This is a genomic window from Acinetobacter lwoffii (assembly GCF_019048525.1).
Classification (GTDB): Bacteria; Pseudomonadota; Gammaproteobacteria; order Pseudomonadales; family Moraxellaceae; genus Acinetobacter; species Acinetobacter lwoffii_K.
Window position 1 is genome coordinate 1,484,869 of the sequence record NZ_CP077369.1, and the last position, 17,217, is coordinate 1,502,085.

A 17,217-nucleotide genomic window follows, 5' to 3' on the forward strand; every position below is an offset into this window, starting at 1 on the left:
AATGCTTATCAAGCATAAACTTATTCAGCACATTAGCGAGCCACTCATCTCCTTGAAATCCTATGATCGACTTTAAACCCTCCATTAATTTTTGGCACGATTTTAAGAGCAACCAAATTGCCGGGATGTGGTTATTTCTGGGGTCGAGGCGTTCTTTACAACTGGTCCGTCCATCCATCATGCAACTGGTGTTCTGGGGGATCTTGGGTGGCTGCGCCAACAGTTTGTTTAGCTGGCTCAGTTCAGGCCGTATGGGAGATTTTAACTCTCAAGGTCTGATCAGTTATGCGCTTTGGCCTTTCATTGCCCTGATTGTCGGTATTTTTCTGTCACAGCGGGTCAATAATCCACGCTTGATGCTGGTGCCAGCCTTGTTGTGGCTGGTATTAGATACCCATATCATGCTGTTCCAGTGTCTGATCCAGTATCTGGGTGATCTGGATTATCTGCCTTATATCCTCTACGACTATATTCCAACGCTCTTTGTCATACTGTTTGTCTGGCAAAGTCTGGCAGTCGTCTGGGTCATCTCGCGTGAATTAAAATGGCCGTGGTGGGAACGTGCGCTGATTATGCTGGCGACCCTGTTTACCTTGGTGGTCTGGCAGATTTCAGTTAAAGATCAGCCCATCTGGAAAGTTGAAGAAATTCCACCGAGTTTTGCCGAAGATGCTTTCTATGCCCAGCCAACTCTGCTGAACAAAGCGCTGGAAAATATCGAATACGGTGAATTCGCACAGTCGCACTGGTATTTCATGGGGGTGGCCGGAGCGAGCTATCAGGATGTATTCCATTCTGAAGTCGAGCGGATTAAAGAACAGTTTGATACCCGTTTTGGTACTTTTGGCCGATCGATTGCCTTGGTCAATCACCCAGCGACACGTACCACCATGCCGATTGCTTCCAAAACCAGTATGGAGCTGGCATTGCGCCGTATGGGGCAGCAGATGAACCGTGAAAGTGATGTGCTGTTTTTATATATGACCTCTCACGGTTTGCCGAATGTGTTCGAAATGGAAAATGCACCGCTGGATCTGGCGCAGGTCGATCCAAAATGGTTGCGTGAAACACTGGATGCCTCCGGAATCCGCTGGCGCGTGATCGTAATCTCGGCATGTTTTTCAGGCAGTTTTGCTTCAGCCTTACAGAATGACAATACTTTGGTGATTACGGCTTCAGCAGCCGACCGTCAGTCTTTTGGCTGTTCGAATGAAGCGGATTATACCTATTTTGGTCGTGCGTTCTTTGATGAAGCCATGCGTGAAAATAGCAGCTTGCAAAGCGCTTTCGCACAGGCCACAGATACTGTAGCAAAATGGGAATCGGCTCAAGGCTTTGAGCCATCAGAACCGCAATGGGTCATCGGCAAGAATATGGAATTGATGTTGCCACAACTGGAGCAACGTTTATTTCCCCAGAACAGTACGGCAACAGCATCTCCCTAGATCAATGTCATCCACAGACCGGTTGCAATAATAAGGAATAGCCATGGAACTTATACAGAACAATAGAAGCTTTGAAGGTGAACAGCGCATTTATCGTTTTGATTCGCGCTATCTTAAATCCCCGACCAAGTTTGGCATTTTTCTGCCGCCTCAAGCTTTAGAAGGCCACAGCTGTCCTGCATTATTCTATCTGGCAGGTTTGACCTGTACTGAAGAAACCTTTGCCATCAAGGCACATGCACAGCGTCTGGCGGCACAGCTTGGCTTGATCCTGATTACACCAGATACTTCGCCGCGTGGCGAAGGTGTGGCAGAAGGCGACAACTGGGATATCGGTCAGGGTGCGGGTTTTTATATCAATGCTACCCAGGCACCATGGGCTGAACACTATCAGATGGAAAGCTTTATTGTCGATGAGCTTTACGCACTGGTCACTGAGGAATTCGTGATCCATCCCGGCAAGATCGGCATCTTTGGCCACTCTATGGGCGGTCATGGCGCATTGACTCTGGCATTTAAATATCCAGAAAAATTCAAATCTGTTTCAGCCTTTGCACCGATTTGTGCCCCGAGCCAGTGTCCTTGGGGCGACAAAGCATTCTCGAATTATCTGGGTACTGAGAAAGAGGCATGGCTCGAACATGATGCAACCGCTTTGGTTCAGGAAAAGGGCGCCTTATTTAGCGATATCCTGATTGATCAGGGTTTTTCGGATCAGTTCTATAGTCAGCTTAATCCAGCCTTGTTTCAGCAAGCTTGTGATGCCGTCAACCAGCCGCTAACTTTGCGTGAACATCAGGGCTATGATCATGGTTATTACTTTATTCAAAGTTTCGTAGATGACCATTTGCAATTCCATGCCGTGCAGTTAAATCCTTAAAGCAAGACTGCACACATCTAGCAGTACTAAAAAGATTAAAAAACCTCCAAAATGTTTTTACATTTTGGGGTTTTTTCTTTTAATATCAGGTGTATAAAAGTATAAAAAATTGGGGTCGTCATGCAGCAGACAGCAGACGGTATTCGTGTCAGTGAGCCATTATTTCCAGCTGCTTCAAGTTTTTCGACTGAAGCCACGCCTTCAGTCCGCCCCAAATATCAGCGTTATGGATTCAGATTTCATGGCAGTGCATCCGAATATTTTGGTATCTGGATGGTGAATCTGATGTTAACCATTATTACGCTTACTTTGTATAGCCCTTGGGCAAAGGCACGCCGTATGCGTTATTTCTACGGTAATACCCAATTGTTAAAACATCGCTTTGACTTCATTGCCATGCCGAGCCGGATCCTGCTGGGTCGTCTGTTTGCACTGGAGCTGTATCTGGTTACCGTTGTACTGACCAACTATTCAATCCTTGCCACCAGTTCTTTATTAATGGTCGCTGCGCTGTGTTTGCCCTGGCTCATTCGGATGACGCTGAAATTCAAGGCCCGAAATAGCAAATATGGCAATGTGCGTTTTTATTTTAATGGCAGCAACCGTGAGGCTTATAGGGTCTTATTTCTGGCCATCCTGATCAATATCTTTACTTTGCTGCTGTTTAGTCCGGTGATGATCTGGCTCTATAAACGCTATTGCTTTAATCATTTATCGATTGGTCAGCTGCAATTCAAGCTGAATATTAACTGGTCCAAGTTTATGTCTGCTATTTATCTGCCCTTGGGTCTTTGCCTGCTGGTTGGTATTGGCTGGCTTGCAGCAGTTGTATATTGGGTAAACGGGATTGGCACCAACTTGTTTAGTCTGGGTTTACTGCTGAGTTATCTGCTTTGTCTGGCGCTAGTCTGGCCGGTCATTTCTGCACGTTTATACTTCATTACCTGGAATCATGTGGAGCTCGGTCAAAGTTACTTTAAAACACGGATCACGACATGGCGTTATAGCTGGATTGTGCTGAGCAACTGGATGGTACGTGTTCTTAGTCTGGGCTTAATGACGCCTTGGACCGCCATACGTTTATATGAGTATCAGTTGAGCCATCTGGAAATCTATGTAGCAGACGACGAAACTGACCTGAAGCATATCTTGCAACCTGATCCGATTGCTTTGGCCGATGAAATCCTGGACGTATTTGATTTCGATGCGTCGCTATAGGAGTAAATGTGATGAAACGACCTGTTGAAGTTAAGTTTTATGATGGAATTCTCGCTGAAGCCAGCCGTGCCTGGATTGTGCCGGATCAGCAACAAGGAATTGCCTTGAAACTTGATGAGGATGTTCCAGCACAAGTTAGCGATGCAGATTTTTATTTTGCTTATCCGGACATGGCCTACATTGGTGGTGTCGGTGGTCGTAAACCGATTATTGAGTTGCCTGAAGAGCGTCGGATTGAGTTTTTAAGCAAAGCGCCGCATTGGCTCGGGATTAAACATAAAGATATTTATCATGCGATCTGGAAGTTTGAACGTTCACCAATCCTGATTTTCTTTTCCATGATCATCGTGATTAGTGTAGGGCGTGTCCTCATTTGAAAAATTGGTTTTAAATACTTAAAATCCTCCTTTAAGCTCTTTTGATTTCTATATTTTTTCAATGGCACGTACTCTTCTCACCGATGATATCTGGCAGCAAATTCAAGATACTATGCGATTACACGGTTGTTACTGTTCAAAGAATAGTAGAAATATCATGGAAGCGATCTTATGGAAACTGCGTACAGGCGCCACATGGCGTGATATTCCCCAAGAATTTTGTCCTTGGCAAACTGCTTACAATCGCTTTAATCGTTGGGCAAGCAAGGGATTGTGGGATAAATTTTTTTTAGATTACGAGGCGTCTTGGATCAAGAATGGGTATTCATTGACGGAAGTTACATACGCGTGCATCAACATGCAAGTGGAGCTCGGCATGGTTTCGAAAGAGCAATTGGACAATCACGTGGTGGACGAACAACAAAAATACATCTTGCAACCGACGCGAATGGATTACCGATTGATTTTAAAATCACTGGGGGTGACGTCCACGACAGTCAAGTTGCAAAACAACTGATTGATACGGTAGACGAGGCAACTTATCTCATTGCTGATAAGGGGTATGATGCTGAGCACATTAGAATATATGCCAAGAACAAGAATATGATTCCCATTATTCCATTGAGATCAAACAGTAAGAGATCGAATAAGGAATTTGATAAATATCTATATAAATTAAGACATTTAGTTGAAAATGCTTTTGCGAGATTAAAACATTTCCGTGCTATTGCAACTCGATTTGATAAACTGGCACGCAATTATAAATCTATGATTCGTATAGCCTGTATATTTATTTGGTGCAAAGCCAAATGAGGACACACCCTAGTAATTGTTATTTTAAAATGGGGGATTCCTTATAGCGCCAAACAACTGGCAAAACTTCTTCCGGAGCAGATTCTGGTTGAAGTAGGCAACCGGACAGAGCAGCAATTAATTGCCCAGACCCAGCCAAGTACACTTCGGCAGAACAGCAGACACGATTAAAAACTTTGTATGAACAAAAGATTGCCGTTGGACCACCGGCAAAGATTATTTTCCGTCAAGGCGGATCAAGCATGGGCATGAATGCCGCAGCCATCCCGAATAACACCATTATTGTGACTGATGAACTGGTGAAAATCAGCGGTACCGATGAAGAAGTCCTTGCAGTACTGGCCCATGAACAAGGCCATCTGGTACAGAAGCACAGCATGCAAAAAGTGATTTCCAATCTGGGGGCGGCGGGACTGTTTGCCTTGGTAACTGGAGATTTAAGTGATGTGGTCACCGCATCTGTAGTGGTCCTGACCGATGCCGGATATTCGCAGGCGATTGAACTGGATGCCGATGACTATGCCATGCAGCATTTGCATCAACAGCAGATTTCCAGTATTCACTTGTCTAATTTTTTGCAGCGGGTGGAAAATGCCAGAATACTGGCAGAGGAATTGCAAACCTTAAAAATGAAAAATTTCACCCTCAATATCGATGGAAAAGACCGACACCTGACAGAAACCGAACTGAAATGGATTCGCCTGATCGGGAAGTTTAAAAAATATCTGGAATCACATCCCGAACTGGATAAAAGAATTCAGCGTATTCATACCTTTAATGATCAGGCGGATCATCGTATTTAGTTTCTGATCATTGCTATGCCTTGATCATCAAGGCATTTTAGTCCCTATCTTTGCCAGTCGGCAGTCAGATGTTCCTGTCCCATACGGATCAGATGATCCAGCACGACATTTTCGAGTTTATTCAGGTCAGTAAATTCATCTGTGCTTTGAATCGTTACGGTAAGATGATCTGCCTCTGGGATCAGGTTCACTTCCGCACTTGGAAAATGAATCAGGAAATTTTGTTCGGTTTCATCAATATTAAATTTATGTTTCCAGTGATTGGCCAGGCGTTTGGCAATTCGTGAAGCTTGTTGCGTCTGGATATGGGCAATACTTTTCATCAGTCTTCTACACTATTCATCATTATCCTGCACTTTAAACCAGGCGGTGATGTCGGCATAAGCCTCAAAGCGTTACACAGCGTTTTAATCTTGCAACATCGAATCACAGTAGCCGGAGCGGATTTGATATAATGGGAAAAATCCAATTTCAACAAGCCAGGTTCTCCCATGTCCAAGCCTTATTTAATTGCCCCTTCTATTTTATCTGCTGACTTTGCCCGTTTAGGTGAAGAAGTCGAGAACGTGTTGGAAGCAGGTGCAGACGTTGTCCATTTTGATGTCATGGATAACCATTATGTGCCGAACCTGACTTTTGGTGCGGGTGTTTGCAAGGCCTTGAAAAATTATGGGATCAAGGCACCGATTGATGTGCATTTGATGGTCAAGCCGGTGGATCGCATGATCGGGGATTTCCTTGAAGCGGGTGCCGATATCATTACTTTCCATCCGGAAGCTTCTGATCATATTGACCGTTCTTTACAGTTGATTAAATCAGGTGGTGCCAAAGCGGGCTTGGTATTTAACCCAGCAACGCCACTGCATTATCTGGATTATGTACTGGATAAAGTCGATCAAATTTTGCTCATGAGCGTGAACCCGGGTTTTGGCGGACAGAAATTTATTCCAATGACTTTGGATAAATTGCGTCAGGCACGCAAACTGATTGATGCTTCAGGTCGTGATATTCGTCTGGAAGTTGATGGCGGTGTTACGCCAAGCAATATTCGTGAAATTGCCGAAGCGGGTGCCGATATGTTTGTGGCGGGTTCAGCTATTTTTAGCAAGCCGGATTATAAAGCTGTGATTGATGAAATGCGTGCGGAATTAGCGAGAGTGGGACAGGTTCAATTGTAATCGTTAAAAACTCATAAGTGCATAAATATGTGGATAACTTTATGGATAAGTGTGTAGATATCTATGTTGATAACCATATGGATATGTTGCATAAAATGTAATCGTTTGTAGCCTGATTGATTGCGATTTAGACAAAATCTGTATAAAAAGAACTCAAATTGGGTTCTTTTTTATTGCTTATAACCCTTGTGTTTGGTGGTTGTTTATTCACCATAGGTTGATAATGGAACCAGGCAAAAAGTGATCAATGTGTCGTATATTTGTGTTTCATTATGTAATTTCTCCAGACAAAGTTTAAATTTAATTGATGTGTATAACTTAATATTCTGAGTCCATTCTCATGTAATTGTTGTGAATGAATTGCCCGATTATTAGAACTATTTCTGACTTGGCATTTTCAAGATCTACCATAACCAGAGTAACCATGAATGTCGTGAGGATTTGAGTAAGGCAAAGTTAAGTTGTATCTCGATAAGTCATGTTTTGTAACACTGACCACATTGTTGGCACGCGAATTAATAAAATTTCTATATCTAGATATTGAGGAGGAACGACCTCCCTTGTGAATTACGTATCGGAATTTACAGGAAAAATCGTCAGGACGGCCTGATTCTTATATAAAAGGAGGAGGCTGCATGGCCTGGATCGTACTTATTCTTGCGGGTATTTTTGAAATCGTTTGGGCATATTCGATGAAGCTGTCTGAAGGATTTACCAGACTTACCCCAAGTATTATTACCATTGTCTTCATGGTACTGAGTTTTGCTTTACTGGCTTATGCGATGCGTACTTTGCCGCTAGGTACAGCCTATACGATCTGGACCGGGATTGGTGCAGTGGGTTCATTTCTCATCGGTATTTGGGTTTTGGGTGAACCCGCTACAGCGTTGCGTATGCTGGCTGCCGTACTCATCATTTCCGGTCTGGTGCTGATGAAAGTATCCTCTTCATAATTTGTTTCTGCTTGTCTCGGTGAACTGGGTTAATATAGAAAATGAACTCCAGCGATTGGGACAGGGCGCCATCATGAACTTAAGTTATCTCTATATGGATTCTCCCGTAGGTCAGCTGCAACTGGTCGCGAATGAAACCGCACTGGTAGCTGTGCTTTGGGACTGTGAACAGCCGAATCGGGTGAAAATGGCGACCTTGGTTGAAGATCCGCAGCATCCGGTATTGATTGAAACCAGACATCAGCTCCAAGAATATTTTGCTGGTCAGCGCAATGTTTTTGACCTGCCTTTGGACTTTGCAGGTACTGATTTTCAGAAAAAGGTTTGGCAGGCGCTACTGAATATTCCCTACGGACAGACCCGAAGCTATCGCGACATTGCTGAACAGGTGGGTAATATGAAGGCAGTACGTGCCGTGGGTGCAGCCAATGGCAAAAACCCGATTTCGATTATTGCACCCTGTCATCGGGTGATTGGTCGCAGTGGCAAGCTGGTAGGATTTGCCGGTGGTTTGGATAAAAAAGAAATCCTGTTAAATATTGAGCGGACGCATTCATAAATCTCTTTTATAAATCAAAAAATGATCGTTCTATTCATTTTAAAATGAATATTAAAAGTTCCTTCTCCCTCTGGGATAAGAAGCACTGCTTAGCAAGGAGATGAGGGGGTAAAAACCTCTCCCTCGCCCTCTCCTACAAGGCATAGGTATCTACACAATTCCTGAACTTTGCGTTAAATTGAAGAGCATGCTCTTCAATTTAACATCTCTGGCCTGGATCAGCGTCTTGTCAAGCGCTATAACAGCCTTGTAAAGCTCAATATGAACCCTCTTGCTTCACTTGCTCCGGCAATCAAAGACCTGGCTTCTGCCCAAAAGTCGAGTTTCGCAACCACACAAGCGGTCTGGCGATTCCTGAATAATGACAAAATCTCTTTTAGTCAGTTAAACCAGCCAATTGAACATCTTGCATGTGAACAGATCAAGGCATCACCGCATCAATATGCATTGATTGTTCATGACTGGTCTCAGCTACAGTATGTGAAACACCATCATAAAATTCAGCGCCTGCAAAGAACCCATCAATATGATTCAGGCTATGAATTGCAAAGCAGTCTGCTGGTTGATGCAGCCTCGGGACTACCTATTGCGCCACTGGCGCAGACACTATCAGATGCCTCAGGCTGCTATTCCACATTCAGTCAACACTCTGCTGGGCGCAAATCTCATCTAGATTCACTTACCGAACAAATCAAAGTGATTGAACAATATCCCATTGAGAAAACATGTGTTCATATCATTGATCGTGAAGGTGACTCCATTGCCCACCTAAGGGAAATGAGCAGCCAGGGTTTTAAATGGCTGATTCGGGCGAAAGAAGGCCATCGAATTGAGCATCAGGGCAAAACATGCAAAGTTGCAGAAGCCGCAGAACGAGTAGAAACGCAGCAGGTCCAGCCGATTGCCTATAAAGGAAACCGGCATATGTTGCATGTGGGAGAAACTGCTATCCGGATAACACGTGCAGCAAAACCGAAGAGAAATGACGATTCAGGCCAACGGGTTGCTCCCCAGCCAGGGAGTGCGATTGAAGCCAGATTAATTGTTGCCGTAGTGAAAGATGATCAGGATAAGACCGTCGCAAGATGGTCACTAATCAGCAATGTTCCATCAGAGATTACTACGGTAGAGATGACGACCTGGTATTACTGGCGCTGGACAATTGAATGCTATTTCAAGCTGCTCAAGCAGGCAGGTCATGATATTGAAGCATGGCTTCAGACCAGACCTGAAGCCATTTTAAGGCGGTTACTGATTAGCTGTATGGCTTGTGTTTTAACTTGGCGAATCCAGCGTTCTGAAGATGAACACCATCAGAAAATTCGTGTATTTCTCACCCGTCTTTCAGGTCGGCAGCAGAAAAGAGGTAGGTTGGAAAGTGCACCTGCCTTATTGGCAGGGCTTTCGATTTTACTGAACACTCTTCAACTGCTCTCGGAATATTCAATAGATGAACTCAATGAGATAGCCACAATGGCATTAGGTATCTCATAGATGTGTAGATACCTATGCCTACAAGGAGAGGGTATTTCCTTTGTAGTAATTATAAAAAATGATTTATGAAAGAACTTTAATATCTAAAAATTTAAAACAAATGAAAAATTAGAATATGGATGTTCTGCTAGGGCGTGTCCTCATTTGAAAAATTGGTTTTAAATACTTAAAATCCTCCTTTAAGCTCTTTTGATTTCTATATTTTTTCAATGGCACGTACTCTTCTCACCGATGATATCTGGCAGCAAATTCAAGATACTATGCGATTACACGGTTGTTACTGTTCAAAGAATAGTAGAAATATCATGGAAGCGATCTTATGGAAACTGCGTACAGGCGCCACATGGCGTGATATTCCCCAAGAATTTTGTCCTTGGCAAACTGCTTACAATCGCTTTAATCGTTGGGCAAGCAAGGGATTGTGGGATAAATTTTTTTTAGATTACGAGGCGTCTTGGATCAAGAATGGGTATTCATTGACGGAAGTTACATACGCGTGCATCAACATGCAAGTGGAGCTCGGCATGGTTTCGAAAGAGCAATTGGACAATCACGTGGTGGACGAACAACAAAAATACATCTTGCAACCGACGCGAATGGATTACCGATTGATTTTAAAATCACTGGGGGTGACGTCCACGACAGTCAAGTTGCAAAACAACTGATTGATACGGTAGACGAGGCAACTTATCTCATTGCTGATAAGGGGTATGATGCTGAGCACATTAGAATATATGCCAAGAACAAGAATATGATTCCCATTATTCCATTGAGATCAAACAGTAAGAGATCGAATAAGGAATTTGATAAATATCTATATAAATTAAGACATTTAGTTGAAAATGCTTTTGCGAGATTAAAACATTTCCGTGCTATTGCAACTCGATTTGATAAACTGGCACGCAATTATAAATCTATGATTCGTATAGCCTGTATATTTATTTGGTGCAAAGCCAAATGAGGACACACCCTAGTAGAAATTAATCTATTCATACTTTGTGATTGGATTTATTTCGAAGTGGTATTCAAAACAGCCTAAGCAGTCATAAGCTTTTACGAGCCCATAAAAAGCCTTTGAATGATTCAAAGGCTTTTTAGTGTTAAATATTTGAAGCTTTCAGTTTTTCGGTAATCTCAGCCAGAACTTTAATCCGTTTTACTTCGTCCCATAATGCTTTGGCTTCAGGATAATGTTTCGACATCATGCCGAGCCATTGCTTGTAACGACCGACCATCCCGATCTCAGTTTTGGCTGGACCGTTGATAAAACGAATTTGCAGTTGCAGCAGTTCATTCCAGTTCAGCAAAGGTGCATCCGAATTTTGACGGATACATTGAGTCAGGTCGGGTGTGGTCACCGCACCACGGCCAATCATCAGGTCTTCGCAGCCAGATTCTAGTCGACACTGTTTGGCATCGGTATTGTTCCAGATTTCACCATTGGCGATCACATTGATCTTGAGTGCTTCACGAATCGGTTGTAACTGGTCCCAGAATGCTGGCGGAGTGTAGCCATCGGCTTTGGTACGTGCATGAACGGTGACCCAGGCTGCCCCGGCATCTTCAATGGCATGCGCATTTTCCAGCATAAAATTACGGTCCATATAACCCAGACGCATTTTGGCGGAAACCGGAATATGTGCAGGAACGGCATCACGCACGGCTTTAACCAGCTCATGCACCACTTCGGGTTCATCTAGCAGGACTGAACCACCACGATGACGGTTCACGGTTTTGGCCGGACAGCCAAAATTCATGTCAATTGCCGGTGCGCCCATGGCTGCCACTTTGGCGGCATTCGCTGCTAGCATCTCCGGATTATTTCCTAAGAATTGGACATGTACCGGTATACCTGCCGCCGTCTTGCCATCATTCAACAGTTCCGGGCAGTAAGTATGATAAATATGATCGGGCAGAAGGGAATCGGTGACACGGATAAACTCGGTCACACACCAGTCAAAGCTACCTACGGATGTCAGCACATCACGCATAATCGGATCGGTTAAGCCTTCCATGGGAGCAAGCACAAGTTTCAACGGTGCACACCTGTAAATTTAAAACGGTGTTATACGTTTTTTTAGGCAGCCTGTCTAGGCTGGATCGGAATTGAATGATGAGTACCTGAAAATTGAACTTTTTGGGCTGATATAAAAAGGCCTTTAATGTGGATTAAAGGCCTTTAAAAGTGAAGCTTAGGATGATTTAGCGATATCCAGCCATTTTAATCAGCCAGTTTCTCGACTTTCATACTCTCACGATAATACTGACAGCCCTTGTACAACAGGAAGCAACCAATCAATCCGGCAATCGCATTGACGATCGAGATCGAGTTACCAACCATTAAGGTATTCTGGAAATATTTATCCGTGATTAATGCCACAGCGGTGGTTCCGATGCCTAAGGCAATCAGGTTTGAAACCAGCAGGAACTTGGCAGATACCTGTGCGCGTAGCTGGTTTGGTGTCAGCATTTGCGTAGCAGCAGCCGATGCAGGAATCGGGAAAGTGGAGAAGAACATCGCCACAAAAATCAGCGCAAATGAAAGCTGCATATTATCGACCTGAGTGAACAGCACACTCGGAATAATCAGCGCTGCACAGCCAATCGCACCGGTACGAATTGCAGCATCGCTATAGCCACGTTTCGAGAAGAAGTCGATCAGCCAGCCACAGAACAAGGCACCCGAAGTATTCGCGACTAGAATAATCGTACCGAGGATATAACCGGTTTGACTCGCATCCAGACCGAAATTACGCATGTAATAGGCAGGTGCCCAGCCCAGCAGCGAATACAACATCATGGTATAAAAAGAAAAACCAATAAAATGACAGAAGAAGGTCTTTTTATGTGTCTTGATAAAACCGATCGAGTTTTTAAAAGAGGCTTTAATGACCTGACCATCCTGACCGACTTTCATGCCCTTACGTGCAGGTTCACGCACCGTCAGTACCATGAGCAGTGCCAGCAATACGCCCGGTAGACCCACAATCATAAAGGTGAGTTGCCAGGTTTTCACTTCACCAATAAGCGGTAAAGCCACGAAGCTGACATCTTTTAGCAAGCCAATCACATAGCCGCCAATCAGGAAAGCTAAACCCGAACCAATAAAGGCACCAATCGCATATACCCCGAGTGCACGGCCTAATTTATCTTTCGGAAATAAGTCGGCAACGATTGAATAAAAGGCAGGGGAAAGCGCAGCTTCACCGGCACCCACACTCAAACGTGCAATAAACATTTGAATAAAGTTTTTACTGAGACCACAAGCCGCTGTGGCAAGACTCCAAAACGCAATCCCGGTTGCAATGATTTTAATCCGGGACTTTCGATCAGCTAGCGCGGCAATAGGAAGACCCATAATCGCATAAAATAACGAGAACGCGAGTCCTTGCAATAAGCTGAACTGGGTATCACTCAGCATTAAATCGGCTTTAATCGGCTCAATCATTAACGATAAAATTTGACGGTCTACAAATGACAAAATGTAAGCCAGCATACAGATCACCACCACATACCATTGATAGGTACTACTTTCTTTGGGCGGCTGAGTCTGTTCAGAAACAGGCGATCCTGTTTCTACAGAGGTAGGCTCAAAACTTTGATTTTCGGGTTGAAGCGTCCTTTCAACCATTTCTATGTCCAGCGATTTATCATTCATCATGCAACATCCTATGTTGATCGTTTGAGATATTTTGATACTTATAATATTGATATTATTTTTATTATGTATCGTATAATCTAATCTAGAGTTTAATTTTATTTGCGTCAATCAATTTCCATAAAAGGATACAAATAAATTTTTATAATAAAAAAAAGGAATCATAATGATTCCTTTTTTTTGAGTTTGAATTTTTAGCCACGTTCAACCAGGGTCAAAATATCATAAGTTGCGACCAGTTCATTGCGCTGATTTTTGACTTTAATATCCCAGACCACCACACCATGTGGTTTTTGTGCCGGATCGCGCAGCGCTTTCGGGGTTTTCTGCTTACAGGTCAGTTCCACTTGAAGGGTATCACCAATTTTCACAGGTTCCACAAAGCGCAAGTTGTCCATGCCATAGTTGGCAATGACTGGGCCCTGGGCGGCATCAACGAATAAACCGGCTGCGGCAGACACCACGAAATAGCCATGTGCCACACGTTCACCAAACAGCGATTCTGCTGCAGCGATCTTGTCCATATGTGCATAGAAGTGATCACCGCTCAGGCAGCCGAAATTCACCAGATCCGCTTCGGTCACGCTACGTCGTGCAGTCAGCAAACGCTCGCCGATACGCAATTCATCAAATGATTTTTTAAAAGGATGCACGCGGTCTTCAAAGACTTGAGCTCCAGCCGTCCAGCTATGGCCGACCTGAGTCATGGCATTTGGCGAGCCTTGAATCGCAGTACGTTGCATATAATGTTTGACTGCACGCAAGCCGCCGAGTTCTTCACCGCCACCGGCACGTCCCGGTCCACCATGAACCAGTAAAGGTAATGGAGAGCCATGTCCGGTACTTTCTTTGGCACTTTCAGCATCCAGAATATGGACACGACCATGCCATGGCGCAATTTTGCTGAGCAGTTGTTCAATATTTTCATCGGTATTGCGTACGATGGATGCCACCAGGCTACCTTCGCCACGTGCCACCAGGTCAGCCAGCTGAGCGAGGTCGCTATACGGCATTAAAGTCACTACAGGCCCAAAGGCTTCAATCTTATGAATATTTTCTGCCTGAGCTGGTGCTTTGCATAGCAAGACTGTCGGTGGATAGCATGCAGACTTCTCAGTATTTTGTACTTGCAGTTTAAAGTCTTGGCGCAAGTGGCTACCGAATACAATCTCTGCATCCTGGCTCAGCTGTTCAACTTTTGCCGCGACATCATGTTTCTGTTTGACGCTGGCCAAAGCACCCATCGTCACGCCTTCCTGAGCCGGATCGCCCACGACCACTTTTTTTAGTTTTGCAATCAGACGGTCTTGTACTGTATCCAATAGCTCGGCCGGCACAAAAGCACGACGAATGGCGGTACATTTCTGTCCGGCTTTGGTGGTCATTTCACGGAAAACTTCACGGACAAATAAATCAATCGTTTCATCATTGGCTTGCGCCGTCAAAATTGCACTGTTGACCGAGTCTGCTTCCATGGTGAATGGAATCGAGTAGGCATTTAAGTGTGGATGCGAACGCAGTTTTTGCCCTATTGAAGCAGAACCGGTAAAAGTGACCGTATCTTGAGGATTTAAATGATCGAATAAATCATAGATCTGTCCGCAAATGAGCTGTAGCGAGCCTTCTGGCAAGAAACCACTTTCATGAATGGCTTTGACCACAGCATGGGTCAGCTCGGCACCTTCGGTCGCCGGTTTGACAATACAGGGTACGCCTGCCAGCAGTGTCGGTGCGATTTTTTCCAGCATGCCCCAGATTGGAAAGTTAAAGGCATTGATATGCACGGCGACACCGGCTTTAGGCGTCAGAATATGCTTCGCGCCAAAACTGCCTTGCTTAGAAAGAGGAATCCAGGCATCTTCGACCAGCGCTGTTTCATCACTCAGTTCACGACGCACCAAACTCGAATAGGCATATAAGGTGCCAATTCCGCCTTCAATATCAATCCAGGCATCTTTACGGGTACAGCCGGTTGCCTTGGCAAGTTCATAAAAGTCTTCTTTACGTTCCATCAAATACTGAGCCACTTGCTTCAGGGCATTGGCACGTTGATGGAAGGTCCATGTGGCAATAGTCGCGCCTTTTTGTTTGGCATACTTCACCACGGCTTGGGTATCGATGCCCTGACTGCCGACCTGATAAACCGCTTCACCGCTAATGGCATGATAAACCGTACGTAAATCGGCTTGCGCTGTGTATTCCTGGCCGTACACCAGTGAAGATAAGCTTTTGATGGCAATAGGATTATGGGTTGATTCAGTATCTTGATAATCCGTTGTGCTTGAGCTGCTGTCTAACTCTAACATTGTAAAAACTCCATTTATGATACGTTTTGAGATGTATTTTAATTTTGATGTTTCATAATTTGTGTTGAAAAAGTGAAAATGTCAATCATAAATCTGTGTTTAAAAATGAGTAACAATAAAATAAAAAATATTAAATTATATAAAACAAATATTTATTAAAAATTAGAGATAAAAATTAAATGATACTAATAAATAGATATTGATTTTAATTACGTATCGTTTTAATTTGAGTGTATCAACACTTGGGATAAGTGAGGGAACAATGAATAACCAACAACAAATCTTCGATCAAAAGATTGAAAAGGATATTTCCATAGAGCCGAAGGACTGGATGCCGGATGCTTATCGTAAAACCTTGATTCGTCAGATCGGTCAGCACGCCCACTCTGAAGTTGTGGGTATGTTGCCAGAAGGCAACTGGATTACCCGTGCACCGACCTTGAAGCGTAAAGCCGTGCTGATGGCGAAAGTCCAGGATGAAGCCGGTCATGCCCTGTATCTGTACAGTGCTGCTGAAACCCTGGGTGCGGATCGTGACGACATGATGGATAAACTGATTGCCGGTCGCATGAAATATTCATCCATTTTTAACTATCCCACTTTGAGCTGGGCCGATGTTGCCGCGATTGGCTGGCTGGTAGATGGTGCAGCGATTGTCAATCAGGTTGCGCTGTGCCGTACGTCTTATGGTCCTTATGCCCGTGCCATGGTACGCGTCTGTAAGGAAGAAAGTTTCCATCAACGTCAGGGCTTTGAAGCCATGATGGAATTGGCCAATGGAACGCCAGAACAAAAGCAGATGGCACAGGACGCAGTGAACCGTTTCTGGTGGCCGGCACTGATGATGTTTGGTCCAAGTGATGATAATTCACCGAACAGTGCACAAAGTATGCAGTGGAAAATTAAATTATTCAGCAATGATGAGCTACGTCAGAAATTTGTCGATAACACCGTATCGCAAGTGTTGCAGCTGGGTTTAACCGTTCCAGATCCAGACCTCAAATTCAATGAAGCCACCGGACATTACGAATTTGGTGAAATCAATTGGGATGAGTTCTTTGCGATTCTTGCAGGCAAGGGACCGTGTAACCATGAGCGTATTGAAGCACGCCGCAAAGCTTGGGAAGGCGGCAAGTGGGTACGTGATTCAGCAGCAGTCTATGCGCAGAAACAGCAGCAACAGTCAGCAGCACAAAAAGTTGCTTAAAAAATAGTTTGATCAATATAAGGAAATTTGCTCATGAATAACAAAAATAACTGGTCACTTTATGAAGTATTTGTGCGTAGTAAACAGGGTCTGAGTCACCGTCATGTCGGCAGCCTGCGTGCACCAGATGAGGAAGTCGCACTACAAAATGCCCGCGATGTATATACCCGCCGCAATGAAGGGATCAGTATCTGGGTGGTGAAATCTGAATTGATTACCTCTTCCCAGCCAGATGAAAAAGCAGAATTTTTTGAACCCGCTTTGGACAAGGTTTATCGCCATCCAACCTTTTATAACATTCCAGCTGGCATCGAGCACATGTAAAG

General features: G+C 44.1%; 17 protein-coding genes. 13 read left to right on the plus strand and 4 right to left on the minus strand.

Features of this window, described 5'->3' with window-relative positions:
- Window positions 1-62: 62 nt before the first annotated feature.
- From I6L24_RS06910 to I6L24_RS06935, 6 genes are all read left to right on the plus strand, one after another.
- A complete protein-coding gene (locus I6L24_RS06910) occupies window positions 63-1,445 on the plus strand; it encodes a C13 family peptidase (RefSeq protein WP_004730713.1) in 1,383 nt (460 codons plus the stop codon).
- Between the two features lie 43 nt (window positions 1,446-1,488).
- On the plus strand, window positions 1,489-2,325 hold the full coding sequence (fghA, locus tag I6L24_RS06915; protein ID WP_004730710.1) for an S-formylglutathione hydrolase: 837 nt from the start codon (window positions 1,489-1,491) through the stop codon (window positions 2,323-2,325).
- Window positions 2,326-2,445: 120 nt separating this feature from the next.
- Window positions 2,446-3,543, plus strand: coding sequence for a YjgN family protein (locus I6L24_RS06920; RefSeq protein ID WP_004730707.1), 1,098 nt, complete (start codon window positions 2,446-2,448; stop codon window positions 3,541-3,543).
- 11 nt (window positions 3,544-3,554) lie between these two features.
- Window positions 3,555-3,920: a hypothetical protein gene (locus tag I6L24_RS06925; RefSeq protein WP_228733344.1), complete on the plus strand. Its 366-nt coding sequence runs from the start codon at window positions 3,555-3,557 to the stop codon at window positions 3,918-3,920.
- 61 nt (window positions 3,921-3,981) lie between these two features.
- Window positions 3,982-4,733, plus strand: a protein-coding gene (locus I6L24_RS06930) for an IS5 family transposase (RefSeq protein WP_370981754.1) whose coding sequence is annotated in 2 segments (ribosomal slippage) — window positions 3,982-4,216 and window positions 4,216-4,733 — 753 coding nt in all. Because the reading frame shifts where the segments join, the coding sequence is not laid out codon by codon here.
- Between the two features lie 176 nt (window positions 4,734-4,909).
- Window positions 4,910-5,536 (plus strand): M48 family metallopeptidase, encoded by a 627-nt coding sequence (locus I6L24_RS06935; RefSeq protein WP_228129703.1) that lies wholly within the window; start codon window positions 4,910-4,912, stop codon window positions 5,534-5,536.
- Window positions 5,537-5,580: 44 nt separating this feature from the next.
- On the opposite strand, the gene I6L24_RS06940 is transcribed toward I6L24_RS06935, so the two are convergent.
- Window positions 5,581-5,859 carry a DUF2218 domain-containing protein gene (locus tag I6L24_RS06940; protein ID WP_004730701.1) on the minus strand — a complete coding sequence of 93 codons (279 nt, stop codon included), beginning with the start codon at window positions 5,857-5,859 and terminating at the stop codon, window positions 5,581-5,583.
- 168 nt (window positions 5,860-6,027) lie between these two features.
- Between I6L24_RS06940 and rpe the strand changes: the two genes are divergently transcribed.
- The 5 genes from rpe to I6L24_RS06965 all read left to right on the plus strand — a co-directional run bounded on the left by rpe (window position 6,028) and on the right by I6L24_RS06965 (window position 10,681).
- The gene (rpe, locus tag I6L24_RS06945) at window positions 6,028-6,714 is read left to right on the plus strand and encodes a ribulose-phosphate 3-epimerase (RefSeq protein WP_004730699.1); all 687 of its coding nucleotides are present in this window, start codon (window positions 6,028-6,030) and stop codon (window positions 6,712-6,714) included.
- A gap of 635 nt (window positions 6,715-7,349) precedes the next feature.
- Window positions 7,350-7,667: a DMT family transporter gene (locus I6L24_RS06950; protein ID WP_004279177.1), complete on the plus strand. Its 318-nt coding sequence runs from the start codon at window positions 7,350-7,352 to the stop codon at window positions 7,665-7,667.
- Between the two features lie 73 nt (window positions 7,668-7,740).
- Complete coding sequence (locus I6L24_RS06955) at window positions 7,741-8,226, plus strand: methylated-DNA--[protein]-cysteine S-methyltransferase (protein ID WP_216986570.1); 486 nt, start codon at window positions 7,741-7,743, stop codon at window positions 8,224-8,226.
- 261 nt (window positions 8,227-8,487) lie between these two features.
- The gene (locus I6L24_RS06960; protein ID WP_004730312.1) at window positions 8,488-9,720 is read left to right on the plus strand and encodes a transposase; all 1,233 of its coding nucleotides are present in this window, start codon (window positions 8,488-8,490) and stop codon (window positions 9,718-9,720) included.
- Window positions 9,721-9,929: 209 nt separating this feature from the next.
- Window positions 9,930-10,681 (plus strand): IS5 family transposase gene (locus tag I6L24_RS06965; protein WP_370981754.1). Its coding sequence is split into 2 segments (ribosomal slippage): window positions 9,930-10,164 and window positions 10,164-10,681, totalling 753 coding nucleotides; the frame shifts between segments, so codons are not numbered across the junction.
- Between the two features lie 139 nt (window positions 10,682-10,820).
- Here I6L24_RS06965 and I6L24_RS06970 read toward each other — a convergent pair.
- The 3 genes from I6L24_RS06970 to paaZ form a co-directional block, all read right to left on the minus strand.
- Window positions 10,821-11,756: a tRNA dihydrouridine synthase gene (locus tag I6L24_RS06970; protein WP_004730696.1), complete on the minus strand. Its 936-nt coding sequence runs from the start codon at window positions 11,754-11,756 to the stop codon at window positions 10,821-10,823.
- Window positions 11,757-11,941: 185 nt separating this feature from the next.
- On the minus strand, window positions 11,942-13,381 hold the full coding sequence (locus I6L24_RS06975; protein ID WP_216986571.1) for a spinster family MFS transporter: 1,440 nt from the start codon (window positions 13,379-13,381) through the stop codon (window positions 11,942-11,944).
- A gap of 191 nt (window positions 13,382-13,572) precedes the next feature.
- A complete protein-coding gene (gene paaZ / locus I6L24_RS06980; RefSeq protein ID WP_004730692.1) occupies window positions 13,573-15,684 on the minus strand; it encodes a phenylacetic acid degradation bifunctional protein PaaZ in 2,112 nt (703 codons plus the stop codon).
- Window positions 15,685-15,946: 262 nt separating this feature from the next.
- On the opposite strand from paaZ, the gene paaA reads away from it, so the two are divergent.
- The gene (paaA, locus tag I6L24_RS06985; RefSeq protein ID WP_004646055.1) at window positions 15,947-16,891 is read left to right on the plus strand and encodes a 1,2-phenylacetyl-CoA epoxidase subunit PaaA; all 945 of its coding nucleotides are present in this window, start codon (window positions 15,947-15,949) and stop codon (window positions 16,889-16,891) included.
- A gap of 33 nt (window positions 16,892-16,924) precedes the next feature.
- Window positions 16,925-17,215, plus strand: a complete 291-nt coding sequence (gene paaB, locus I6L24_RS06990; protein ID WP_004279183.1) for a 1,2-phenylacetyl-CoA epoxidase subunit PaaB — start codon at window positions 16,925-16,927, stop codon at window positions 17,213-17,215.
- Window positions 17,216-17,217: the final 2 nt, after the last annotated feature.